Annotated in this window: 23 protein-coding genes; 11 read left to right on the forward strand and 12 right to left on the reverse strand. The window is 75.1% G+C overall.

Annotated elements, in window-relative coordinates:
* Positions 1-34 precede the first annotated feature (34 nt).
* Both QC029_RS18300 and QC029_RS18305 read left to right on the forward strand, forming a co-directional pair.
* On the forward strand, positions 35-2,299 hold the full coding sequence (locus QC029_RS18300) for a prolyl oligopeptidase family serine peptidase (protein WP_279556769.1): 2,265 nt from the start codon (positions 35-37) through the stop codon (positions 2,297-2,299).
* Positions 2,292-4,253, forward strand: a complete 1,962-nt coding sequence (locus tag QC029_RS18305) for an ABC transporter ATP-binding protein (protein ID WP_279556770.1) — start codon at positions 2,292-2,294, stop codon at positions 4,251-4,253. The genes QC029_RS18300 and QC029_RS18305 overlap by 8 nt, the downstream gene beginning before the upstream one ends.
* Before the next feature lie 52 nt (positions 4,254-4,305).
* Here QC029_RS18305 and QC029_RS18310 read toward each other — a convergent pair whose 3' ends face one another.
* Complete coding sequence (locus QC029_RS18310) at positions 4,306-4,698, reverse strand: helix-turn-helix transcriptional regulator (protein WP_279556771.1); 393 nt, start codon at positions 4,696-4,698, stop codon at positions 4,306-4,308.
* A 95-nt stretch (positions 4,699-4,793) separates the two neighbouring features.
* Here QC029_RS18310 and QC029_RS18315 point away from each other — a divergent pair, with 95 nt between their 5' ends.
* A complete protein-coding gene (locus QC029_RS18315; protein ID WP_279556772.1) occupies positions 4,794-6,764 on the forward strand; it encodes a heavy metal translocating P-type ATPase in 1,971 nt (656 codons plus the stop codon).
* Positions 6,761-7,168, forward strand: coding sequence for a (2Fe-2S) ferredoxin domain-containing protein (locus QC029_RS18320; protein WP_279556773.1), 408 nt, complete (start codon positions 6,761-6,763; stop codon positions 7,166-7,168). The genes QC029_RS18315 and QC029_RS18320 overlap by 4 nt, the downstream gene beginning before the upstream one ends.
* Positions 7,169-7,550: 382 nt before the next feature.
* Here the strand turns inward: QC029_RS18320 and rpsN are convergent, their stop codons facing one another.
* Together rpsN and rpmB are read right to left on the reverse strand one after the other, a co-directional pair.
* Positions 7,551-7,856, reverse strand: coding sequence for a 30S ribosomal protein S14 (rpsN, locus tag QC029_RS18325; RefSeq protein WP_279556774.1), 306 nt, complete (start codon positions 7,854-7,856; stop codon positions 7,551-7,553).
* A complete protein-coding gene (gene rpmB / locus QC029_RS18330; RefSeq protein WP_279556775.1) occupies positions 7,856-8,092 on the reverse strand; it encodes a 50S ribosomal protein L28 in 237 nt (78 codons plus the stop codon). The genes rpsN and rpmB overlap by 1 nt, the downstream gene beginning before the upstream one ends.
* Before the next feature lie 68 nt (positions 8,093-8,160).
* Between rpmB and rpmG the strand changes: the two genes are divergently transcribed.
* The 4 genes from rpmG to rpsR all read left to right on the forward strand — a co-directional run bounded on the left by rpmG (position 8,161) and on the right by rpsR (position 10,091).
* Positions 8,161-8,325, forward strand: a complete 165-nt coding sequence (gene rpmG / locus QC029_RS18335) for a 50S ribosomal protein L33 (RefSeq protein WP_201843023.1) — start codon at positions 8,161-8,163, stop codon at positions 8,323-8,325.
* A 79-nt stretch (positions 8,326-8,404) separates the two neighbouring features.
* On the forward strand, positions 8,405-8,659 hold the full coding sequence (locus tag QC029_RS18340; RefSeq protein ID WP_279556776.1) for a type B 50S ribosomal protein L31: 255 nt from the start codon (positions 8,405-8,407) through the stop codon (positions 8,657-8,659).
* The gene (locus tag QC029_RS18345) at positions 8,659-9,810 is read left to right on the forward strand and encodes a GTP-binding protein (RefSeq protein ID WP_279556777.1); all 1,152 of its coding nucleotides are present in this window, start codon (positions 8,659-8,661) and stop codon (positions 9,808-9,810) included. Before QC029_RS18340 ends, QC029_RS18345 begins: the two co-directional genes overlap by 1 nt.
* A 44-nt stretch (positions 9,811-9,854) precedes the next feature.
* Positions 9,855-10,091: a 30S ribosomal protein S18 gene (rpsR, locus tag QC029_RS18350; protein ID WP_279556778.1), complete on the forward strand. Its 237-nt coding sequence runs from the start codon at positions 9,855-9,857 to the stop codon at positions 10,089-10,091.
* Positions 10,092-10,491: 400 nt separating this feature from the next.
* Here the strand turns inward: rpsR and QC029_RS18355 are convergent, their stop codons facing one another.
* Complete coding sequence (locus QC029_RS18355; protein ID WP_279556779.1) at positions 10,492-10,872, reverse strand: ANTAR domain-containing protein; 381 nt, start codon at positions 10,870-10,872, stop codon at positions 10,492-10,494.
* Between the two features lie 322 nt (positions 10,873-11,194).
* Here QC029_RS18355 and QC029_RS18360 point away from each other — a divergent pair, with 322 nt between their 5' ends.
* A complete protein-coding gene (locus QC029_RS18360; RefSeq protein ID WP_279556780.1) occupies positions 11,195-12,400 on the forward strand; it encodes an ABC transporter substrate-binding protein in 1,206 nt (401 codons plus the stop codon).
* Between the two features lie 153 nt (positions 12,401-12,553).
* Here QC029_RS18360 and QC029_RS18365 read toward each other — a convergent pair whose 3' ends face one another.
* On the reverse strand, positions 12,554-13,168 hold the full coding sequence (locus QC029_RS18365) for a GNAT family N-acetyltransferase (RefSeq protein WP_279556781.1): 615 nt from the start codon (positions 13,166-13,168) through the stop codon (positions 12,554-12,556).
* A gap of 191 nt (positions 13,169-13,359) precedes the next feature.
* Between QC029_RS18365 and QC029_RS18370 the strand changes: the two genes are divergently transcribed.
* The gene (locus tag QC029_RS18370) at positions 13,360-14,085 is read left to right on the forward strand and encodes a siderophore-interacting protein (RefSeq protein WP_279556782.1); all 726 of its coding nucleotides are present in this window, start codon (positions 13,360-13,362) and stop codon (positions 14,083-14,085) included.
* Between the two features lie 96 nt (positions 14,086-14,181).
* On the opposite strand, the gene QC029_RS18375 is transcribed toward QC029_RS18370, so the two are convergent.
* The 4 genes from QC029_RS18375 to thrC all read right to left on the reverse strand — a co-directional run bounded on the left by QC029_RS18375 (position 14,182) and on the right by thrC (position 18,202).
* Positions 14,182-15,546, reverse strand: coding sequence for a cation:proton antiporter (locus QC029_RS18375; protein ID WP_279556783.1), 1,365 nt, complete (start codon positions 15,544-15,546; stop codon positions 14,182-14,184).
* Between the two features lie 82 nt (positions 15,547-15,628).
* Complete coding sequence (locus QC029_RS18380; protein ID WP_279556784.1) at positions 15,629-16,483, reverse strand: inositol monophosphatase family protein; 855 nt, start codon at positions 16,481-16,483, stop codon at positions 15,629-15,631.
* 89 nt (positions 16,484-16,572) lie between these two features.
* Positions 16,573-16,854: a MoaD/ThiS family protein gene (locus QC029_RS18385; protein ID WP_279556785.1), complete on the reverse strand. Its 282-nt coding sequence runs from the start codon at positions 16,852-16,854 to the stop codon at positions 16,573-16,575.
* A gap of 85 nt (positions 16,855-16,939) precedes the next feature.
* Positions 16,940-18,202 carry a threonine synthase gene (thrC, locus tag QC029_RS18390; protein ID WP_336621597.1) on the reverse strand — a complete coding sequence of 421 codons (1,263 nt, stop codon included), beginning with the start codon at positions 18,200-18,202 and terminating at the stop codon, positions 16,940-16,942.
* Between the two features lie 847 nt (positions 18,203-19,049).
* On the opposite strand from thrC, the gene QC029_RS18395 reads away from it, so the two are divergent.
* Positions 19,050-20,339: a DUF1015 family protein gene (locus QC029_RS18395; protein WP_279556787.1), complete on the forward strand. Its 1,290-nt coding sequence runs from the start codon at positions 19,050-19,052 to the stop codon at positions 20,337-20,339.
* A gap of 4 nt (positions 20,340-20,343) precedes the next feature.
* Here QC029_RS18395 and QC029_RS18400 read toward each other — a convergent pair whose 3' ends face one another.
* From QC029_RS18400 to QC029_RS18410, 3 genes are all read right to left on the reverse strand, one after another.
* Positions 20,344-20,892, reverse strand: a complete 549-nt coding sequence (locus QC029_RS18400) for a CGNR zinc finger domain-containing protein (RefSeq protein WP_279556788.1) — start codon at positions 20,890-20,892, stop codon at positions 20,344-20,346.
* 122 nt (positions 20,893-21,014) lie between these two features.
* Positions 21,015-22,445 (reverse strand): cystathionine beta-synthase, encoded by a 1,431-nt coding sequence (locus tag QC029_RS18405; RefSeq protein ID WP_279556789.1) that lies wholly within the window; start codon positions 22,443-22,445, stop codon positions 21,015-21,017.
* An 81-nt stretch (positions 22,446-22,526) separates the two neighbouring features.
* Complete coding sequence (locus QC029_RS18410) at positions 22,527-23,255, reverse strand: SDR family NAD(P)-dependent oxidoreductase (protein ID WP_279556790.1); 729 nt, start codon at positions 23,253-23,255, stop codon at positions 22,527-22,529.
* Positions 23,256-23,260 lie beyond the last annotated feature (5 nt).

A 23,260-nucleotide genomic window follows, 5' to 3' on the forward strand; every position in this document is an offset into this window, starting at 1 on the left:
GAGCGACCCCGGACGCGAGCCCGGACACGTCACGGTGGCGTTCGCCCCCACGCTGTCCGCCTGGGCCGTGATGACCGCGCCCCGCACGCCCTCCGTCGCCGACCACCATCCCGCGACCGCGTACTGGCGCGACCTGCCCGTGGACCCCGGCCTCACCGGCGTCGCGCCCGAACGCCCGCCGCTGACGCGCATCGGCGTCGGAAGCCTTCCGCGGGGCGGTCTCTGGCCGCTGGACCTGCGGTCGGCCCTTCCCGTCGAACCCGCCTGGCACCCCCGGCTCCCGCTCGTCGCGGGACTCGTCCGGCACCACCGGCACGCCGTGGTGTGGATCGCCGACTACGCGCGGCGCGAACTCACCGTGCACCGGCGGGTCCGCGCGGCGCTGTCCCTCACGGCACGCGGTGGTACGCCCTCGGCACTCGCCTGGTGCGGCGACGGGGAGCTGGCGCTGCTGACACCGCCGTCCCCGGCGCCGGAACCGTCCGCCGGCGGCTGGAGCCCCGTGGTGTACGAGGCCACGGGACCGGGCAACGTCGTGTTCCTTCCGGGCCTCGGCGAGCTCGCCGACCGGGCGGCGGCGGTCGTGAGCGTCCTGCACCCCGCCACCGGGGAGGTCCGCGCGCTCACCGGTCCCCTCCTCGTCGGCGGTCTGACGCCCTCCCCCGGCGGACGGAGCCTGCTCGTGACCTACGCCCACAGCGCCGACGCCGCGCCTCCGGCGGGTTCTCCGGAACAGGCCCGGGACGCGCTGCGCTGGGCCTGCGCCACCGTGCGCGCCGACAGCCGGGACGGCGCCCGTTCCACCGCCGCAAGCGCACCGGAACGACTGCCGGCCGGCGCCCGGTGGTGCCGTACGGCGGAGGACCTCGCCGCCTCCGCCCGCCGCGCCCCCTCCGGCACGGTCGTCCGGCTCCACGCGGAGGGGACGGGGGCCGCCGGCCGCACCGCCGCGCCGGAACAGGTCGTCCGGCACCCGCAGGACGACCCCGTCGCGCACTGGTGGCTCGTCGGCACGGCCACCGACCCCGTCGCGGTCACCCTCCACCGGCGCTCGGTGCGCGTGACCAGCGGGGGCGCCACCACCGCGCTCCCCCTCCCCGGGGTGCGCCCCCTGCCGGGCGGGGCCGGATCCGGGGCAGCCGTCCACGGGCACCTCCTGGTGGTCGCCTGCGAGCGGGACGGCCGGGCCGGGGTCCTCCTCGTGGACTGGCTCCGCCCGGCCGCGCACGCGGTGCTCGACCAGGACGGCGGGGACGGCGGGGACGCGTCGCCGCGGGCGCCCCTCGACGGCGCCTGGGTGGCGTGCGACGGGGACGTGCCGCACCTCGTCACGCTGCGCGCGGGAGCGTTCCGGCGCCATGTCCTGCGCGGGGACCGCCTGGAGCCCGCCGCGCCGGGAGTCCCGGACCCCGTGCCGGCCACCGGGCGGGCGGGCGGTCCGCCCCACGCCCCGCGGTGGCGGGGCGGCGGGCGGCGGGGCGACGGGCCGCGGGCCGGGAACGAGGAGCCGCGCTCCGTCGTCCTCCCCGGTGATCTGCCGGATCCGCCCCGCCTGCTGCTCCCGGCGGGCCCTCCGGAGCGCTCCGCGCCGGAGGACGGTCCTCCCGGCGCCGCGCGGCTGCTGTGGGTCGGTGTCCGCCGGGCCGGAACGCGGCCCCCGGACCCGCACCTCCCCTCGTCCGTGTGGCCGGCCCCCGCCGGCGCGGACGTGACGGCGCCGGCTCTCGACCTCCCGCTGGACTGGCCTGCCGACGCGACGGTCCCGTATCTGCGCCGCCAGATCACGTCGGCGGTCGGGGAGGCCCTCCTCGCCCTGCGCGAGGAGTCGCCCGCCCCGGGGCCGGTCGTCCTGGGCGGGCACAGCTTCGCGGCCACCGTCGTGCTCCACGCCCTCGCCCACCTGCCCGGCCCCGCCGGCGCGATCGTGCACAGCGGCTGCTACAACCGGACGCTGACCCCGTACGGCTTCCAGTACGAGCGGCGCGCCTACTGGGCCGTCCCGGACCTCTACCACGCCTTCAGCGCCCTGCACTTCGCCGAGCGGCTCGACCGGCCGGTACTGATCGTGCACGGCGGCGCGGACGCCAACGGCGCGACCCCGGCGGACCAGGCGGTCGGCCTCTACCGCGCCGTCGTCGCCACCGGGGGGCGGGCCAGACTCCTCCTGCTGCCGTACGAGGGCCACACCTTCCGCCACCTGGAGGCCCTCCGGGCCGTCGCGGCGGAGCACCGCGCCTGGCTCCGGGTCTGCGCCGCGCACCGCACCGACAGCCCAGCGAAGGGAAGGACCCATGCGTGACGGGAAGCGTGACGGTAGGCGTGAGGGGAAGCGCGGCGGGAGAGGGGCCGCGCGGGAGCGGGCGGCGGCGGAGGACGGGACCGGCGCGGTGCGCGGAGCCGGACGGGCGGGCGAGGAGGCGGAGCGCTTCCGCACCGCCGACATGGCCGGGGCGTGCGCCTACGTGGTCCGGATGGCCTGGCGGGCGGACCGTGCCCGGTTGACGGGCGTCCTCCTCGTCCAGTTCGCCACCGCCACCGGCCTCGCGGCCGTGGTGCTCCTGCTGCGCGGGGCGCTCGGCGACGTCCTGCCCTCCGGGTCCTCCGCGTCCGGGTCCCCGCCGGCGGGCGGGGAGCGCGAGAGCGCGCGGCCGGTACTCGCGGTGGTGGCGCTGATCGCGCTCGCCTCCGCGGGCGGCGTGCTGCGCACCCTGAGCGGCGGCTGGCAGCGGGTCCTCACGCTCGCGGTCGACCGCGGGATCATGGCCTCGGTGCTGCACGGCGCCGCGCGGGCCGAGCTGAGGTCGTTCGAGGACGCCCGCTTCCACGACCGTCTGCAGCGGGCCGTCTTCGCCTCCCGCTCCCAGCCCGTCATGCTGGTGACGGCGCTGACCGGTGCGCTCCAGGCCGTGCTCAGCATCGTCGCCGTCGCCGTGGCGTTCGCCGTCATGTCCTGGTGGCTGCTGCCCTTCACGGCGCTGTGCGCCCTTCCGGTGCTCAGGACGGCGCGCGACGAACGCGACGCCGACTACCGCCTGCACGGAGAGCTCGCCGAGGGCAGGCGGGCCCGCCAGTACCTGGAACAGCTGCTGGCCGGCCGCGACGAGGCGAAGGAGGTGCGCGCCCTGGACCTGGGCCGGGCGCTGCACCGCCGCTGGAGCGCCCGCTACGGCGAGGAGATCCGCAGCACCGCGGCGATGGTGCGCCTGCACACCCGCCGCAAGGCGGTCGCGCGGCTGCTGGGCGACTGCGGTCTCGTCGCCGTCGTCGCCCTCCTGTGGTGGATGGTGCGCCTCGGCGAGATGGACCTGCCCACGGCGCTGGCCGCGCTGGGAGCGCTTCTGCTGCTCGCCGTGCGCGTGCAGATGCTGGGGTTCGTCTTCACCACCATCGGCGCCGCCGCGCTGTACGTGAAGGACATCCGCACCTTCACGGAAACCCCGGCGGCGGGCCCCGCCGCCTCCCCTCCCGGCACACCGGCTCCCTTCGGCTCGCTGAGCGCGCGGGCGATCGACTTCCGCTACCCCGGGTCCGTCGCGCCCGCCCTCAGCGGGGTGTCCGTCGAACTGCGCGCGGGCGAGGTCGTCGCACTCGTCGGGCGCAACGGCTCGGGCAAGACGACACTGGCCAAGATCCTCGCCGGCCTCTACCGGCCCGACCACGGGACACTGCTCCGGGACGGCCGGCGGGTGACGGACACGGCCGAACTCAGGGCCTCGTCGGCCGTCCTCTTCCAGGACTTCGTCCGCTACAAGCTCCCGGCCGTGGACAACATCGCGTTCGGGCGGGCGGACACCGCGGCCGACATGGACGCCGTGGAGCGGGCCGCGGAGTGCGCGGGGACGGCCTCGCTGCTCCGGTCGCTGCCCCACGGATACGGGACCGTGCTGAGCAAGGAGTACACCGACGGCACCGATCTGTCCCTGGGCCAGTGGCAGCGCCTCGCCCTGGCCCGCACGTTCTACCGGGACTCGCCCTTCGTCATCCTGGACGAGCCGACCGCCTCGCTCGACCCGCAGGCCGAGGCCGATCTCTTCGACCGCATCCGCACGCTGTTCGCGGGACGCACGGTGCTGGTCATCTCCCACCGGTTCTCCAACGTCCGCAGCGCCGACCGCATCTACGTGCTGGAGGAGGGCCGCGTCATCGAACAGGGCGACCACGGGGCCCTGATGTCGGCCGGGGGCACCTACGCGCGCCTGTTCCGGCTCCAGGCCACCGCCTACCAGGGGACCGCCTCCGGGGAGCGCCTCTGAGGAACTCCCCCGGCGGGCCGCGGTGGCCGCCTCCCCGCTGGGCGGCGGCCGTTCACGGGGCGGTGGTGGACGCGGCCGTCGCGGCTCGGGCGTCGGTGACGCCCAGGCGCAGGTGCTCGACATGGTAGAGCGCCTGGTCGAGGAGTTCGGCGACGTGGTCGTCGTGCAGGGCGTAGACGACGGAGCGGCCCTGGCGGGTACCGGTGACCAGGCCGAGGGTGCGCAGGACCCGGAGCTGGTGGGAGCAGGCGGACTGTTCCATGCCGACGGCGGTGGCCAGTTCGGTGGCCGCGCAGGGGCCTTCGCGCAGCCGGGCGAGGATCAGCAGCCGGGAGGGGGTGGCCAGGGCCTGGAGGGTCTCGGCGACCTTCGGTGCGTTCTGCGCGGTCAGCCGGGTGCGCGGCACCGCGCCGCCGCCCTGAGGGGGTGTTGCTCCGTGGCCCATGGGCCCATCCTACGGAAACGGATACATGAAAGGCTGTTCAACCATTCCTGTATGGTGAGCGGGTCGGACTCCACGTCTCCCGAAGGCCCTTGCCGATGACCTCCACACTCACCACCCCGGCGCCGCCGGGGGAACGCGCCCCTGCCGCTCCGCGCCGGCGCACCCGGCTCCTGGCACTGCCCGAGGTCCGCTGGGCGCTCGCCGCCCTGGTCCTCTTCCTGATCGCCCTCCCCCCGTACCTGCTGGGAGCCCCCGCCTGGCTGTGGGGCCCGCTGTTCGCCGCCGTCTACGCCGCCGGCGGCTGGGAGCCGGGCTGGGAGGGCCTGAAGGCGCTGAAGGGCAGGACCCTGGACGTGGACCTGCTGATGGTGGTCGCCGCGCTCGGCGCCGCCGCCATCGGCCAGGTGCTCGACGGGGCGCTGCTGATCCTCATCTTCGCCACCTCCGGCGCCCTGGAGGCGGTCGCCACCGCCCGTACCGCCGACTCCGTGCGCGGCCTGCTCGACCTCGCCCCGGCCACCGCGACCCGGCTGCTGCCCGACGGGAGCGAGGAGTCCGTTCCGGCGGAGCGGCTGTCGCCCGGGGACGCGGTCCTGGTCCGGCCGGGCGAGCGGATCGGCGCCGACGGCGTGGTCCTCAGCGGCGAGAGCGAGGTGGACCAGGCCACCATCACCGGCGAGCCGCTGCCGGTGGCCAAGCGGCGGGGGGACGAGGTGTTCGCCGGCACGGTGAACGGCACCGGCGCCCTCACCGTGCGGGTGGAGCGGGACCCGTCGGAGACGGTGATCGCCCGGATCGTGCGCATGGTCGAGGACGCCTCCGAGACCAAGGCCCCCACCCAGCTGTTCATCGAGAAGATCGAGCGGCGGTACTCCCTCGGCATGGTCGCCGCGACCCTGGCGGTCTTCGGCGTCCCGCTCGCCTTCGGCGACGAGCTGCGGCCGGCGCTGCTGCGCGCGATGACGTTCATGATCGTGGCCTCGCCGTGCGCGGTGGTGCTCTCCACGATGCCGCCGCTGCTGTCGGCCATCGCGAACGCGGGCCGCCACGGGGTGCTCGCCAAGTCCGCGGTCGTCATGGAACGCCTCGGGCGGATCGACACGGTCGCCCTCGACAAGACCGGCACCCTGACCGAGGGCGTCCCCCGCGTCACCGACCTGCGCCCGCTGCCGGACAGCGGGCTGACCGGCGACGGGCTGCTGGCCCTGGCCGCCGCGGCCGAGCGCCCCAGCGAGCACCCCCTGGCCCGCGCCGTCGTCGGCGCCGCCCGCGAGCGCGGCCTCCCCCTCGCCGACGCGGCCGACTTCACCTCCGCCCCGGGCCGGGGGGTGAGCGCCGTCGTGGGCGGCCGCACGGTCCGGGTCGGCTCCCCGGCCCGGTTCCTGCCCGCATCCGGCGGCCGGGCCCACGCCGCCGTGCGGGAGGTGGAGGAGGCCGGGCGGACCGCGGTCGTGGTGCTCCGCGACGGGGTTCCGGTCGGCGTGCTGGGGATCGCCGACCGGCTGCGGCCGGACGCCGCCGCCACCGTCGCCGCCCTGACCGAACTGACCGGACGCCCACCGGTGCTGCTGACCGGCGACAACGAGCGCGCCGCGAAGTACCTGGCTTCACAGGTCGGCATCACCGACGTGCGCGCCGGGCTCCTTCCGCAGGACAAGGCCGACGCCGTCCGCGCCTGGGAGCGGCAGGGCAGGAAGGTGATGGTCGTCGGTGACGGCGTCAACGACGCCCCCGCGCTGGCGGTCGCGCACTGCGGCGTCGCGATGGGCAGGGCCGGTTCCGACCTCGCCCTGGAGACCGCCGACGCCGTCGTGGTCCGCGACGAACTCGCCACCGTCCCCGCCGTCGTGCGGCTGTCCCGGACCGCCCGTCGGCTGGTGGTCCAGAACCTGGTCATCGCCGGGGTGTTCATCGCCGTTCTCGTGGCCTGGGACCTGATCGGTACCCTGCCCCTGCCGCTCGGCGTCGCCGGGCACGAGGGGTCCACCGTCATCGTCGGCCTCAACGGCCTGCGCCTGCTGCGCGAGGCCGCCTGGAAGAACACCGCGACGGGAGAACAGCGATGAGCAGGTCCACCCCACCCGCCGCCCCTCGCCGGCCGGCGGGGGCGGCACGGTGCACCGTCACCGTCTGCCGCGGCTGCTGCTGCGGCGACATCGTCCCCGGGCTCGACCACGCCGCCCAACTGCGCGACCTGCGCCGGGCCCTGAACGGCACCGCCGACGTGCGCGTCACCGACTGCCTGGACGCCTGCGAGCACGCCAACGTCATCGTCGTCCAGCCCTCCCCCGCCGGGCGCGCGGCGGGCGGCCGACCGGTCTGGCTCGGCCTGGTCAACGACCTCGACGCCACCGCCGACATCGTCGCCTGGGCCGAGCGGGGCGGCCCCGGCCTCGCCGACCCGCCCGACATCCTCGGCCTCTACGTCTTCACGCCCTCCCGCCGGGTACGCGCGCGGGCGGAGGACTGAAGCCCGGCGGCCATGTGCCGCTCCGCCGTCGGCGCGGGTCGGCGGCCCCGTCCGCCCGCCGGCCGGGGGACCGGGCCGGGCCCGCCCGGCCGGGTCGCCCCGCGGCCCACGGGCGGACGGGCCTCGCGGACGTCCTCGGCGCGAGGCTGTCCGGCCCGGGCTCCCTCCGCGCCCCTTCGCCGCCGGACCCCTCCGCCGGCCGGACCCGCCTCCCACCGCCGTAACGCCTCCCGCGTCCTCCGGGCCCCGCGCGCTCTCGGGTTCGGGGCGTACCGCGGGGCGGTGAGGGCGGCGGTGCGCCGCGCGGCAGGCGCCGGGGATCCCGCGCCGGTCGCTCCCTTCGCGGCGGAGCGGCCGGCCGCTCCGCCGCGAAGGGTGGTCGTCACCAGGAGGACTTGGTGACCCCGGGGAGGAAACCGGCGTGCGCCTGCTCGCGCATCCGCACGCGTGACAGGCCGAACTTGCGCAGGTGGCCGCGCGGGCGGCCGTCCACGCTGTCGCGGTTGCGCACCCGGGTCGCGCTGGCGTCGCGCGGCTGGCGCCGCAGTTCCGCCAGGGCGGCGGCGCGCTCCTCGTCGGTGGAGGACGGGCGGCGGAGGATCTCCTTCAGCTCCGCGCGCCGGACCGCGTACCGCGCGACGACCTCCCTGCGCCTGTCGTTCTTCGCGATCTTGCTCTTCTTCGCCATCAGACCTTTCCTCCCCGGGCGCGGATGCGGGCCACGGCGGCCTCGATCCCGATGGTGTCGACGGTCTTGATCCCCTTCGCGCTCAGCGTGAGCCGGACGTGGCGGCCCTCGCTCGGCAGCCAGTACCGCTTGCGCTGGATGTTGGGGTCGAACCGGCGCGGGGTGCGCCGGTGGGAGTGGGAGATCTTCTTGCCGAAGCCCGGCTTGGCGCCGGTCAGCTGGCAGTGGGCGGACAAAGCGGTCCCTTCCTCTCGTCGGGCGGATCCTTCTTGGCAATGGAAACCATTGTCATATACTAGCGGCCATGGCACGCAACGAACTCCGCCCGGTCATCAAGCTCCGCTCCACCGCGGGGACCGGCTACACCTACGTGACCCGCAAGAACCGCCGCAACGACCCCGACCGCATGGTGCTGCGCAAGTACGACCCCGTCGCCGGCCGGCACGTCGACTTCCGCGAGGAACGCTGACCCCCGGCTCTGACCCCAGCCCTGACCCCGGCCCCGGCCTCAGCCCCGGCCCCGACCGCACGACCAGAGGGACACCACCGTGAAACCCGGAATCCACCCCGCCTACCGCCCCGTCGTCTTCCGCGACAAGAGCGCCGACTTCGCCTTCCTCACCCGCTCCACCATGACCAGCGACAAGACCGTCGAGTGGGAGGACGGCAACACCTACCCCGTGGTCGACGTCGAGATCTCCTCGGCCAGCCACCCCTTCTACACCGGCACCCAGCGGGTCCTGGACACCGCCGGACGCGTCGAACGCTTCGAGCGCCGCTACGGAACGCGCGGGGCCCGCTGATGGAGGTCTCCCGCCGACTGCCCGTCGTGATCGTCGCCGGGCTCCACGCCGACGCCCGGCGCGAGGTCGTGGAGCGGCTGCTGCGCGCCGTGCCGGGCGGCGTGGCCCTCCACCACGACCTCGCCACGGCGGCCGACGGCACGGTGCGGCGCACCGTGCGGGACGCCTCGGGCGAACTGGACGCGGGCGAGGCGCCGCTGGTCAACGACTGCGCGTGCTGCGCGCTGCGCGAGGACCTGCTTCCGGAGCTGGAGCGCCTGGCCGCGGACGGCCTGACCCGGCTGGCGGTCGTCGAGCTGTGGGACTCCGTCGAGCCGAAGGGCATGGCCGAGGTGATCGCCGCGCACGGCCGCGACGCGCTGGAGCTCACCGGTGTGGTGACCGCCGTCGACCCCGCGCTCGTCCTGCCCTGCCTGGCCGACGGGGACGACCTGGCGGAGGCCGGTCTCGCCGCTGCCGCCACCGACCAGCGCACGGTCGCGGACACCTGGGCGCGGCAACTGGAGTACGCGCCGGTGCTCGCCCTCGTCGACAGCCCGGAGGCCGACGAGGAGGACCACGCTCTCCTCACCCAGCTCAGCCCGGCCGCGCGCCGGGTACGGGCCGCCTCCGGTGAACTGGCGGAAGCAGCCCTCGCCGGTTTCGACGTGGAGATGGCCGCCGCCGCGCAGCACCCGGCCTGCACCCGGCTGCCGCAGGAGGCGGACGAGGCCGGGGTGGGCACCCTGGTCTGGCGCCGCCACCGCCCCTTCCACCCCGAGCGGCTCTACGAGGCCCTGGAGGACCTCGCCTGCGCCGCCGCCCGCAGCCGCGGCCGCTTCTGGCTCGCCGACCGCCCCGACACCCTGCTGTCCTGGGACGCCGCCGGCGGCGCGCTCTGCGTCGAGGACTCCGGGCCCTGGCTGGCCTCCCTGCCGGACGCCGCCTGGGAGATGGTGGACCCCGTCCGCCGGACGGCCGCCGCGCTGGACTGGCACCCCGAGCACGGCGACCGCTGCCAGCACCTCGTCTTCACCTCCCCCGGCCTGGACCGCGAGGGCCTCACCGGCCTGCTCGACTCCTGCCTGCTCACCGACACCGAGTACGCCGCCGGCCGGGAGGCGTGGAAACGCCTCCCGGCCGCCTTCGCCCCCCTGCTGGACCTCGCCTGAGCCGGTCCGGCGCCCGATCCGAGAGAACCGAGGAACCCCTTCCCATGCCCCGCCGCACCGACCCCCGCAAGCAGCCCAAGCCCCGCCCCAACCCCCTGGACGCCGCCGGGATCACCTACATCGACTACAAGGACACCGACCTGCTGCGGAAGTTCATCTCCGACCGCGGCAAGATCCGCAGCCGCCGCGTCACCCGCGTCACCGCCCAGCAGCAGCGCCAACTCGCCCGCGCGATCAAGAACGCCCGCGAGATGGCCCTGCTGCCCTACACGAGCCGGTAGCCGGCGACCGGCCGAGTACGCGGGTCACCACGCTCCGGGCGGTTTCCGGCGGCTGCTGTCCGGCAGCCGCCGGAGCGCCGGGGGCCTCGGGGCGGGCGGTCCCCGTTCGGCCGATGACCGCGGTGGCCTCGATCCCGCCCGGATGGCCGGGTACGTCCGGCGCCGCGACGCCCAGAAGCGCGCCGGGCGATCTGCCCGGCGACGGGGACCGGCTTCGACCCCACGCCGGCCGCGACGACCGCAGCGCGGTGGCCGGCCGCCTCGCGGACGGCGGCTCCGCCGACCGGTCCGCCGACCGGTTCGCCCTCGGGAGGGCCGGCGCCACCGCCCGCCTCGGCGGATCCCGCAACCGCCGAGGCGGGCCGGGGCGGGAGGCCTGCGTCACCGGGGGCGGCGCCCGTCAGACCGGGCCGCGCCGGGGCAGGGCGTGGTCCAGCACCTCCTCGAGCGCCTCGGGCAGCGGCTCGCCGCAGGTGGTGGCCACCAGGCAGGCGGCCACCACCCGCAGCCTGGTGTTGGTGTGCTGGGAGACGCGCACCAGTATTCGCCACGCCTCGTCCGCCGAACACGCTCCCCACGCCATGATCATGCCGCGAGCCTGGTCGATGACCGGCCTGCTCCGCATCGCCTGCCTCAACTGGGCCACCTCGGTGCGCAACCGCTCGAGCTCGGCTCCCCCGTCCCTCGCGGTGTCCGGAGCCGCGGACGGGGCGGGACCGGTCGCGCCGGGGATCGCGGGGGACGGTGGGGCAGCGCCGGTGGCACGCTGGAGCGGGGACATCAACCAGCCTTCGTCTGCGTGGGGTTCGCCTTCCACCGGCCTCCTTCCCGCCCGATGGCGGCGGAAAGCGGTGATCTGCCTCCCATCCCGCGCCCACCGCGTCCGGGGAGGCGGTTCACCCGTCCGCCGCGCCGCGGTGGCCCGTCCGGCACCGGAGCGGTGGGCCGATGAGGATCCCCCCGCGGCCCGCCCCGGCCGCCCGGCGCCCCCGAAGGACGCGATCTCCGGCGCATGACCCCCTGGAAGGGTGAAGGCGCATGTCCTTCCCGGTCACGGGCCCGTTGTCCGGGGGTAGGCGGAGTTCCACTCGGAGGAGACGGACGTGCGGGAGTCGAGTGACGGTGGGCGGACCCTGACCGTGGGAGTCGTGGCCGCGCGATCGGGGCGGCTGGCGAGCCTGGGGGACCCGCTGGCGTTCGCCGTGTCCCTGCTGGAGCCGAAGCTGACCCGGATCGGCAACGGCCCGAGGGAGTACGCGGTGCGCCTGGTGAGCCGCGACAGCCGGTCCACCGCCGACGGTGCGCGGCAGGCGGTGCGCGAGCTGGTGCGGGACGAGGGCGCGCGGATCATCGTCACGCTGGCCGGCACGCAGGTGCTGCCGGCGGCCGCCGACGCCTGTGAGGAGGCGGGCGTCCCGTGCGTGTCGAGCACCTTCCCCTGGCAGGTCTACTACTACGGGCGCGGCGCGCGGGACACCGCGCCGTTCCGCTGGACGTACCACTTCTGCTGGGGCCTGGACGCCATCGCCGAGGTCTTCGCGGACCTGTGGGAGCAGGCGGGCGGTTCCCGGCGGACCGTGGGGTGCCTGTGGAACGACGGCCCGCAGGGCGCCTGGTCGCGGCACGCGGAGGCGGGCTTCGCGCCGGCCGCCCGCGCACGCGGCCACCACCTGGTGGATCCGGCCGGCTACACCGAACCGGCCACCGACCTCTCCGGCCACGTCGAGGCGTTCGCCGCGGCGGGCGCCGACATCGTCACCAGCGCGGCCACCGCCCGCGATCTGTCCCTGTTCCGCGCCCTGGCCGCCGAACGCGGCAGCACCCCCCGGCTGATCACCTGCTCGCGCTGGCTCGCCTATCCGCCCTCGACGACCAGCGGCGGCGAACGGCCCGCGCAGGCGAACGTGGCGACCCTGGTCTACTGGACGCCGGCCCATCCGTACCGCTCGTCACTGGACGGCATGACCGCCGCCGAACTGGCCGAGGCCTACGAGCGGGCCACGGGAAGGCAGTGGCTCCAGCCCCTCGGCCTGGCCTACGCGCTGTTCGAGGTGGCCGCGCACGCGCTGCGGACCGCCGCCGACCCCACCGACCCGGCGGCGGTCGCCGAGGCGATCGGCCGGACCCGTCTGGAGACCGTGGCGGGCCCGCTGGACTGGACGGCCGGGCCCGTGCCGAACGTCGCCACCGTGCGGCTGGCGGGCGGGCAGTGGCAGCCGGGCACCCGCCACGACTACGAACTGGCGGTGGTGGCCAACCGGCACGTCGAGGGGCTGCCCGTGACCGCCGGCCTGCTGCCCCTGCGCTGAGCGGGACGGCGGGCGGCGCCGGCGTTCCCCGCGCCGCCCGCCGTCCCCTGCGGGTGCCCGCCCCGTCCCCGGGCCCGCCGGGTTCGGGCCCCGCCCCCGCGGACCGGGGCCGGACGCCGGGGGGCCGCCGCGCGGGGCCCGGCAGCGGCGCCCTCAGGCCGGGACGGCCTCGCGCCGCAGGAACGCCAGCCGGGCCCGCTTGGCGGGCAGGCGGACGTCGGGCAGGTCGATCGCGGGGAGGAGCACCTCGGGTCCGGGTTCGAAGCCGGTGCGCAGCAGACGGGCGATCGCCTTCTCGTTGCGGGCGTCGGGTTCGGCGACGATCCGCCGCAGGTCCGGGTCGGCCAGCAGGTGGATCAGGAGCACGGTCGTCAGCCGCTCGGTGAAGTCCGGTTCGGAGGAGCCGGAGGCGGGGGCGAGCAGCAGGTGGACCCCCACGTCGCCGGGCCGGACCTCGTAGCACAGGGCCACCCGGTCCTCGGCCGGGTCGTAGGTCTGGAAGAGCGCCACGGGCTCGCCCTCCCGGTGGACGAGGTGGGCGTGGTGGGTGGCGAGGGCGTCCATGTGGGCGTAGACGTCGCGGACGTCCTCGACGCTCGCCCGGGTCATCCCCCAGAACGCGGCGCGGTCCTGGGTGACCCAGCGGTGGATCACGGGGGCGTCGCGGTCGGGGTCCACGGGGGTGATCCGCACGGTTCCGAAGCCGGGGACGGTCTGTTCGTGGACGGGGCGGCGGGCGGCTGGCGGGGTGGTGCCGGCGCTGGGCATGGTTCTCCTCCCTCGGTGTGCGGGCGGGCCGGAACGCGTTCGGCAGTGGGGGGAGAGCCTGGGCGGTCGTGCCGTGGCCGTTGTTCTCGGGCAGCGGTTGCCCGCACACTGTGCAACGTTTAGGTTAGGCTCACCTAAGCTAAGTTGATGTTGGCCGAAAAGCAATCCACGCCGAGGGGGAGAACAGAGCCATGGGACACGGCTGGGAGGGCGCGGTCCTCAAACTGCTGCGGGGCAGGGACTTCACGTTCACGGTCACCGCGGCCGAACCGGTCACCGACCACTACCACCGCGTCCGCCTGACGGACGGGGGCATGCTCGCCGCCACCGGCACGCACCCCACGATGTGGGTGCGCCTCTGGTTCGACAGGGAGGGCAAGCCCCACCAGCGCGCCTACACCCTGGTCGATCCCGACCCGGACACCGGAACCTTCGGCCTGGAGTTCGCCCTCCACCAGGGCGTCGCGAGCGACTGGGCCCGCGCCGCGCGGCCGGGCGACACGATCGAGGCCACCGTCCAGGGCACAGGGTTCGCCGCCCCCGATCCGGCCCCCTCCCGCCTGCTGGCCGTCGGCGACCCGGCCTCCCTGCCGGCCCTCAACTCCCTGCTGGATGCCTTTCCGGCCACCCCGGCGACCGTCTGGTTCGAGACCACCCATGACGACGACGCCGAACTGCCGGTGCGGCTCGACCCGGCCCGGCACGAACTCCGGCGGGTGAGACGCGAGGACGCCGGCGCCCGCCTGGTGGCCGAGGTGACCGCCGCGCTGCCCGGCCTGCTGGCCGCCGAGGCGGCCCCCTACGTCTGGATCGCCTGCGACACGGCCACCACCCGCGCCCTCACCGCGCACGCGCGCAGACGGCTGGGCGTGCCCAAGGACCGGCTGCACGCCCTGGGGTACTGGCGCGCGGCCTGACCGGGCGGGCGCCTGCCGTGGCACGGCCGTCCGGCTCCCGCCCGGTGGGGGCGGCGGCGAGGCGCCGGGTCCGGCCGGCGAGCGGCCGTGCCGGGGTCACACCTGTTCGGTGTCCACCGTCCGGGGCGCGTCCGCCTTCCCCCGGCGCTCCGCGTCCGCCTTCCCCCGGCGTTCCGCGTGGTGCTCCGCGTCCGTCCCCCCGCCGGGGGCGGGCGCGTACCGCCGGTGGACGACGTCCAGGAGCGGCCCGGTCATCACCGTCGTGACCACCGCCATGATCACCATCGCGGTGAAGAGCCGGTGGTCGATGACCTCCAGCTCGAGGCCCACGTTGAGGATGACCAGTTCCGTCAGACCTCGGGCGTTGAGCAGCGTGCCGAGGACCAGTGACTGGCCGGTGTCGAACCCGGCCAGCCGGGCCGAGACGACGGCTCCGACGAACTTGCCGAGACAGGCCACGGCGATGACCGCCAGCAGCAGCAGGACGCCCTTGCCCCCGAGGCCGCCGAGGTCCACCGACAGGCCGGTGAGCGTGAAGAAGACGGGCATCAGCAGCATGCCCGTCTGGTCCATGCGCTCGGGCACCTGCGCGGCCACGGCCTCCACCTGCCGGCGCGGCACGATCACCCCGAACAGGAAGGCGCCGAAGATGGCGTGCAGTCCGATGGTGGAGGTGCACCAGGCGCTCAGCAGGAGCCCGCCCGTCAGGATGGGGTAGCAGGCCGCCGAGCGTCCCGGCCACGGCCGCTCCGACTCGAGCAGCCGGATGAGCGCCGGGCGGACCAGATAGCGCAGGACGACGACGAAGAGCACGGACTGGACCACGAGGGCGATCAGCGGCTCCGTCCCGTCGGCCGTCACCACCGCGACCACCACGGCGAGGAGGCACCACGCGAGGGCGTCCTGGACGGAAGCGCACAACAGGGCGATCCCGCCCATCCGTTCACGGTCCATGCCGCGGTCGGCGATGATGCGGGCCAGCACCGGAAAGGCCGTGATGGACATCGCGGTCCCGAGGAACAGCGCCGGCCCCAGCGGGCTCGCCGAGCTCAGGGCGTCATGGTCGTACCAGGGGTGGATCGCGTACCCGAGGAGGAAGCCGAGGGCGAAGGGGACCGCGACCGAGCCCAACGAGACGGCGGTGATCTGCCCTCCGCTGCCGCGCAGGTGCGAGGCCTCCAGCCGGTAGCCGATCCCGAACATGAACAGCACCAGCCCGAGCTGTGCCAGGACGGTGAGGAAGGGCCTGGCGTGGGCGGGGAAGAGGACGTCCGTGATGTCTCCCGGGAGGAGCCCCAGCAGACTGGGGCTGAGCATCAGCCCCGCGACGATCTCCCCCATCACCGGCGGCTGCCTCAGACGGCGGGCGATCCGGGCGAAGACATGGGCCACGGTGATGATCACGGCGATGTCGGCGAAGACCAGAGCGGTGGTGCTTTCGATGCTGGAATCGGAGATCACGCTCCGGAGCCCTTCCTCTCGTGGAGTGCCGGGAACGGCGTCCGCTCGCGCCGGTCGGGCCGGGCGGCGGACCGCGCGGGCGTCATTCGGTCCGGGCGAGCCTGCCGCGGGAGGAGGCCAGTGCCCTGTGCAGGGCGTCGGCCAGGTGGGCCCGGCACAGCAGGACGTCGCCCTCGGCGGCTCCCGGGACCGTGCCGAGGTCGGCCAGGCGGATGGCGCGCAGACCGGATGCTTCGGCCACGGCGCCGACCGCGGTCCCCTCCCCCGCCTCGGCCCCGGTGTGCAGGCAGACGTCCGCCGTGCCGTCGACGACCGCGACGGTCCGGGCTCCGGCCGATGCCACCGGCCTCGGCCGGAGCGGGGCCTTCCCGGCGAGGGCGGTGGCCACCGCCCTCCCCCGCTCCCCGTCGTGCAGCAGGACGAGGGCCGTCCCGGGCGGCCTGCCGGGGTGGTGCCACAGGGAACGCGGCCCGGTGGACGTCACCACGCTGCACAGCGCGGGCACGGCGACGGCCGCCGCGGTCACGCCCAGCCCCGGTTCCCTCAGCGCCAGGTGCACCGCCCAGTACGGGGACCCGGGCCGGCCGTACGCCCTCTCGTCGTCCAGCGGGACGACCAGCCACGTACGGCGGTCGTCCCGGCAGCCCCGGCCGCCCCGGCCGTCCGCCGGCGTCCCGCAGACGACGGCGTCGCCGGGGAACGACGTCATCAGCCGGTTGCGGATGAGCAGTTCGGCCCAGCGCCGGCCCAGGTCTCCCAGTGCCGTACCGCTCGGCGCCGATCCCTCCTCGTGCGCCCCCTCCTCGTGCGACCTCACATCGAGCAGGAGCCGGCCCGCCTGCTGGACGACCGCCGCGGCGAACTCCGTGTGCTCCGACGGTGACGTGGCCGCCCCGGGCAACCCCTCGGCGACCGCGCCCACTTCTGCGACAACCATGTGGAAATCCTCGCGCTCGTGTTCCTCCGTCGTGCCCGGGACGTCCTGCCGCGCACGGTCCGCCGCCGGCCGCCGTGCGCGTCCCGGGGTCAGCCCCCCGCCACCGCGGGGATGATGGAGATCAGCGCGCCGTCGGGGACCTTGGTCCCCATTCCCTCCGCCATGCGGACGTCGTCCTCGCCGACGTACAGGTTGACGAACCGCCGGAGCGCGCCCCGCTCGTCGCAGACCCTCGCCAGGACGCCGGGGTGGTCGGCCTCCAGGGCGCGCAGCGCGTCGGCCACGGTCGGCCCGGCCGGTGCGACCCGCACCTCGCCGGCGCCGCCGGTGTACTGACGCAGGATGGTCGGGATGCGGACGGTCGTGGTCATCGCACGTTCCTCGTTTCCGTGGTCGGGCGGGTGGTTGCGGTTTCCTGACGGGCGCCGGACGGGCGTCGGCGCACCGGACGGCGGCTCAGGAGGGGACGGCACCGCGGAAGCCCTCCAGCGTGGCGGGGATCACGGCGGTCGGCCCGACGACGGAGGAGACCGCGTCCAGGGTCTTCAGGCCCTCTCCGGAGTTGATCACCACGGTGCGGGCGTCCGGGTCGAGTGCTCCGCCGTCCAGCAGTTTGCGCAGCGTCGCGACGGTCACTCCGCCCGCCGTCTCGGCGAAGATCCCCTCGGTCCGGCCCAGGAGCGTGATCGCGTCCCGGATCTCGTCGTCGGAGACGTCCTCGACCGCGCCGCCGGTGCGGCGGCACACGTCGAGCGCGTAGGGGCCGTCGGCCGGGTTCCCGATGGCGAGGGACTTGGCGATCGTCTCCGGCCGCACCGGCCGGACGGCGTCGTGACCGGCCTTGAAGGCGGTGGACACCGGTGCGCAGCCGGTGGCCTGTGCGCCGAAGACGCGGTACGGCGCCGCGTCCACGAGCCCCAGCTCGGTCAGTTCGCCGAACGCCTTGTCCACCTTGGTGAGCTGCGACCCGGAGGCCACGGGGACGACGATCTGTTCGGGGAGCCTCCAGCCGAGCTGCTCGGCGATCTCGTACCCCAGCGTCTTGGAGCCCTCGGCGTAGTAGGGGCGGACGTTGACGTTGACGAAGGCCCAGTCCTCGTCGTCGGCGATCTCGGACGCGAGCCGGTTGATGTCGTCGTACGTGCCCCGCACCGCGAACAGGTCCCCGCCGTACACGGCGGTGCACACGATCTTCGGCTGCTCCAGGTCGGCCGGGATGAGCACCACGGACCGGATGCCCGCCCGGGCCGCCGCGGCGGCCACGGCGTTGGCCAGGTTCCCCGTGGAGGGGCAGGCCAGCACCGTGAACCCCATCTCGCGCGCGGCGGCGAGGGCCACGGCCACCACCCTGTCCTTGAAGGAGTGGGTCGGGTTGCCGGAGTCGTCCTTGATCCACAGCTCGCGCATCCCGAGTTCCCGGGCGAGGTTCTCCGCGCGTACGAGGCGTGTCCAGCCCGGCTCCATGTTGCGGGTGGCGGTGACGCCGTCCGGGACGGGCAGCAGCCGCCGGTACCGCCAGATGTTGGGCGGTCCCGCCTCGATGGAGCTCCTCGTCACCCCCGTGAAGGAGTAGGCGACCTCCAGCGGCCCGAAACACGTCGAGCACGCGTACCGCGGCCCGAGGTCGCAGCTGTCACCGCACTCCCGGCACCGTAACGCCGTCGCCGGGCCCAGGTCCGGGGAGACGATCCTGCCGGCAGGGGTTTCGCGTGCGTCCATCAGGCTCATGAAGGCAACTCCTTGGTCGGTGTCCGTGCGTGTCCGCGTGCGTCGCCGCCGGGGATCGCGTTCGGTCCTGGTCCTCCGTGCCGTGGCGCTCCGTTCAGCGGGCGCCGGGCCTCCGGCGGACCGGATCCGCCCGCCGCGACGATGGGCGGATGCGGCCCGCTCCTGTTCCGAGCGCATTGCCGAGTCGTTTCGGCAAGGCCGTGGATGACTTCGCGCAGAATTCCATACGATCCCACCGGCTCTTCGCCGCGTCAACAATGCTTCCCGAAAAGAACATCGGTCATTGGAGCAGATACCGCCGGTCAGGTCGCCGCGGAGAGACCCGTAATCCGGTCGGCGCTCATGGAGGCTAACACCATCGCCGCGCGGAGGTAAGGGCTTTGATGTGTTGTTAACCCAGCCTTCGACGGCCGAACGGCCGACGATCGATACTTCCCTCACCAGCCCTTTCAAAACATTCCTACAGCGCAGCAAAACGCCCCTTTTCAGCAGAAGGGCAGACGCGAGAACTCCCCGGAAAGCGGATCAGAGAACTCCACTTCATTCCCCCCGCAGCCGCACGGTGAAAATCCCCGCGGTTTCCGCTTACCCTTCGGAGGGCGGCCCGGAGCAATAGCGGGTCGTGGAGTGCGGCGGCCCCCGGCCGCGGGAGACCGACCCCGCCCCGGCCGTCCCCGCCCACACCGGCCCGCCGGCCGGCCTCCCGCTCACGGCGCACACGGCCGCTTCCGCACCATCCCTCCGTCGCACGCGACAGCTTTGCTCGAGCACACGCAGGTCCCGGCGCCCGGGCGAAGGCCCGGACGATCACACCAGCCACCTGGAGGAGGTCCCATCCGTGCCCGGTACGCACACCCCCGCCCCGGCGACCGACCGCCCGTCCCCCCTTCCCGCCCGGTCACTGCCACACCCGTCCCGCACCCGTCCGGGCAACCTGGAGTTCTCCCCGTTCCGCGGGGTGCGTTACGCCCCCGGCCACATCGGCTCCCTGGAGAGCGCCGTCGCCTCATCGCCCTCACCCCTCGCCTCCGGCCGGACGGCCGGGCCCCGGGACCTCCCGGCCCACAGCCCGAGGCGGCTCCTCCTGCCCGACCGGCCCTCCGGCGAACCATCCCCCGCCCACCACGGCGCGTCGGAGCGGTTGCGCGACTGGCTGCGGACCGATGTGCTCCGCCTCGATCCCACACCTGTCATGTACGCGTATGAACAGCACGGCCCCGACGGACCGCAGCGCGGTCTGATCGCCGCGCTGCGCCTGCCCACCCGTCCGGGACGCGTCCTGCCGCACCGGTCGGCCGACCCCTCCGTGGCCGCCGACCGGATGAAGCGGATGCGGATGCTCGGAGCCCAGCCGGAACCCGTCCTGCTCACCCACCGGGGAGGCGACCTGGTGGCGCGGCTCCTCGACACCGTGACGGCGGGCGAACCGCTGTGCCGGGCGCGCACCGCGGACGGCGCCCGCCACAGCCTGTGGGCCGTCGCCGACCCCGGGGACTGGGACCGGGTCAACGCGGACCTCTCGGACCGCCGTCTGCTGATCGCCGACGGGCACCACCGCTACCTCGCCTACCACTACCTGCGGGACCGCCAGATCGCCGGCGCGACGCACGGTCCGGTGCTCCTGGTCGACGAGACCCGTTACCCGCTGGAGCCCCGCCCCCTGCACCGGGTCCTGCCCGGCATCCGTCTCGACGAGTTCCTCGCCTCCCTGCCGGACCCGTGCGCCCTGCGGCCGGTGGCGGGACCGCCCGGGAGCGGGGCCGCGGCGCTGGCCACCGCGCTGGACGCGCTGGCGGCGGTCGGCGCCGACCGTCCCGCCTGTCTCGTCGGCGACGGGCTGCGCTACCTGCTGGCGACGGACTTCGAACCCCCCGGTCCCTGCCCGGCGGTGGAGGCTGCCGCCGCACGGCCCGGTGCGCCGGGAACGGAACCGCGTCTGCATCACGACCCGGCCGGCGCGGCGGCCGACGCGGAGCGATCGCGCGGAACGGTGCTGATACCGCGTGCGCCGTCGTACCGAAAGGTGCGCGCATCGGCCGAGAACACACTCCTCCTGCCCAACGGGTCGTTGTCCTTCGCCCCGAAGCCGCCGCTCGGTCTGGTCCTGCGCCTGCTGCACGGCGTGTGACCGGTCAGCCCGTCCGCCGCCGCTCGCGGTAGGCGGCGGACGCGACGCGGTCGTTGCACTGTTCGCAGCAGTACCTCCGGTTCCCCGGGCGGGTCCGGTCGACGAAGACCCGCCCGCACGGTGTCGCGGCGCACGCGCCCAGGCGCCGCACACCGTGCTCGGTGACGAACTCGGCCAGGGCTCCGGGCAGCCGGGCGGCCAGCGCCGGATAACCGCGGCGGCCCGCTCCCCACTCCAGGCGCGCCTCACCGGTGCCGACCGCCCTGAGCTGCGGAACCGCGCCGGCCCTCGTGAGCAGCTCGTTGAGCAGGGGAACGGCGGCGGCGGCGGTCTCGGCGACGAAGACCCCGTGCAGGTGGTCCCGCAGGGTGCGGAGGGGCCGCAGGTCACCGGGGGCCATGGCCTTCGCCAGACGGTGCTCGCCGAACTCCGCGAGAACGTCCTGGAAGTGCGCCACGTCCGTCAGCCGGTCGGCCGGGCCCGCCGGCGTGTGGGCGGTGTTGACCAGCTCGACCGCCAGGTCCAGGTCATCCACCGACCCCGCGCCGTTCATCCGCGTTCCCGCCCGCTTCCTCCGGCCCGCGGAGCCCGCCGCCGGAACCGGGCGCGGAGCGGTGCCGCGGATCCGCGGCCGGGCCCTCACCGGCAGCGCGGCCGCACCCGCCGGCGAACGGTTCATAAGACGGCCGCCCCACTCGCCCCGTCCCCCCTCTCGCCGCCCGGGACGGCCGCGGCCCCGTCGCCGCACACGTGCCCCAGGATGTCCTGACGCGTGACGACGCCGACCGCCTTGCCGTCCTCGAAGACCAGCAGGCCGTCGGAGGTCCCGAAGGCGGCCATCGCGTCGCCGACCGCCACGCCGGCGCCGATCGCCGGCAGCGGCGGCGACATGTGCGCGCTCACCGTGTCCCCCGGCTGCGCCGCCCCCGTGACCAGCGCCTCCAGGAGGTCGCGCTCGTTGACCGACCCGACCACCTCGCCGGCCGTCACCGGCGGCTCGGCGTTGACCACCGGCATCTGGGAGACCCCGTGCTCGCGCAGGACCGCGGCGGCCTGCGCCACGGTCTGGTGCGGGTGCACGTGCACGATCCGGGGGGAGGGGCCCGCCTTGGTGCGCAGCAGGTCCCGCACCCCGAACAACTCCTCGCCCGGCGCCAGGAAGCCGTGGGCGGCCATCCACGCGTCGTTGAAGACCTTGGTCAGGTAGCCGCGCCCGCCGTCCGGGAGCAGGACCACCATGACGTCGTCGGGCCCGCAGGTGCGCGCCACCTCCAGCGCCGCGGCCACGGCGAGCCCGCAGGAGCCGCCGACCAGGAGGCCCTCCTCGCGGGCCAGGCGGCGGGTGATGTCGAAGGAGTCCGCGTCGGTGACCCTGACCACCTCGTCGCACACGTCCTTGTCGAAGGTCTGGGGCCACATGTCCTCGCCGACGCCCTCGACCAGGTAGGGCCGCCCGGTCCCGCCCGAGTAGACCGACCCCTCGGGGTCGGCGCCGATGATCCGGACCCGGCCGCCGGAGACTTCCTTCAGGTAGCGGCCGACACCGCTGATCGTCCCGCCGGTGCCGATGCCGGCGACGAAGTGGGTGACGCGCCCCTCCGTCTGCCGCCAGATCTCGGGTCCGGTGGTCCGGTAGTGGCTGGCCGGATTCTCCGGGTTGCTGTACTGGTCGGGTTTCCACGCCCCCGGGATCTCCCGGGCCAGCCGGTCGGAGACGCTGTAGTAGGACTCGGGGTGGTCCGGCGGGACGGAGGTGGGGCACACGACCACCTCGGCGCCGTAGGCCTTGAGGGTGTCCCGCTTGCTCTCGCTGACCTTGTCCGGGCAGACGAACACGCACCGGTACCCGCGGCGCCGTGCCACCAGGGCGAGTCCCACACCGGTGTTGCCGGACGTGGGCTCCACGATGGTCCCGCCCGGCCGCAGCAGTCCGGACCTCTCCGCGGCGTCGATCATGCTCTGGGCGATCCGGTCCTTCGAGCTCCCGCCGGGGTTGAGGTACTCGACCTTCGTCAGGACCAGCGGTGCCAGCCCCTCCGCCAGCCGGCCGATCCTGACCAGGGGCGTCTCGCCTATCAGTTCACAGATGTCGTCCACGTAGTCCACGGTGCTGAACTCCTCCAGGAGTGCCTTGTCGTACGGAGCCGGGCGAAGGGGCGGGCGGGCGTTCCCGCCGGGTGCCGTTCCTCAGGACAGCCCCAGCCCGCCCGCCACTGTCAGGACCTGACCGGTCAGGGAGGCGCCTCCGGCGGTGATGAGCTGGTGGGCCACGTCGGCCACCTCCTCGGGGTCGACCAGCCGCCCGAGCGGGACCCGGGAGAGGTAGGCCGCCAGCGCCTGCTCCGGGTCGTCGTTCACCGTCGAGAGCACGTCGTCGCGCACCCCGCCGTCCACCAGCGCGGGAGCGATCGCGTTGCACCGCACGGGCAGGCCGGAACGGGCGCAGTACAGCGCCACGGACTTGGTCAGGTGCACCACGGCCGCCTTGGCCGCGCCGTAGGGCACCATCGCGGGCGTGGCCAGCAGCCCCGCCGTGGAGGAGACGTTGACGATCGAGACGGGGTGGTCCGGCCGGCGGCGGATGAGCTCGGCGCACCCCAGCCAGGTGCCGACGACATGGGTGTCCATCAGGTCGTGCCACTGCCGGACCGAGGCGGAGAGCACGTCCTGCGGCACTCCCCCGAGCTGTCCCGCCGCGTTGACCAGCGCGTCGACCCGGCCGTGCCGTTCGATCACCTCGTCGAGGACCGCCGTCCAGGAACCGGCCTCCCGCACGTCGTGCGCCAGGCCCCGGTGACCGGGCTTCCGCCCGGTACGGACCACCGTCGCGCCGTCACGCTCGGCCCGGCGCGCTATCGCGTCGCCGAGCGAGCCGAAGCCCCCGGTGACGACCACCACGGATGTGGCCACGTCCACGTACA

The organism is Streptomyces sp. DH37 (assembly GCF_029813835.1).
Classification (GTDB): Bacteria; Actinomycetota; Actinomycetes; order Streptomycetales; family Streptomycetaceae; genus Streptomyces.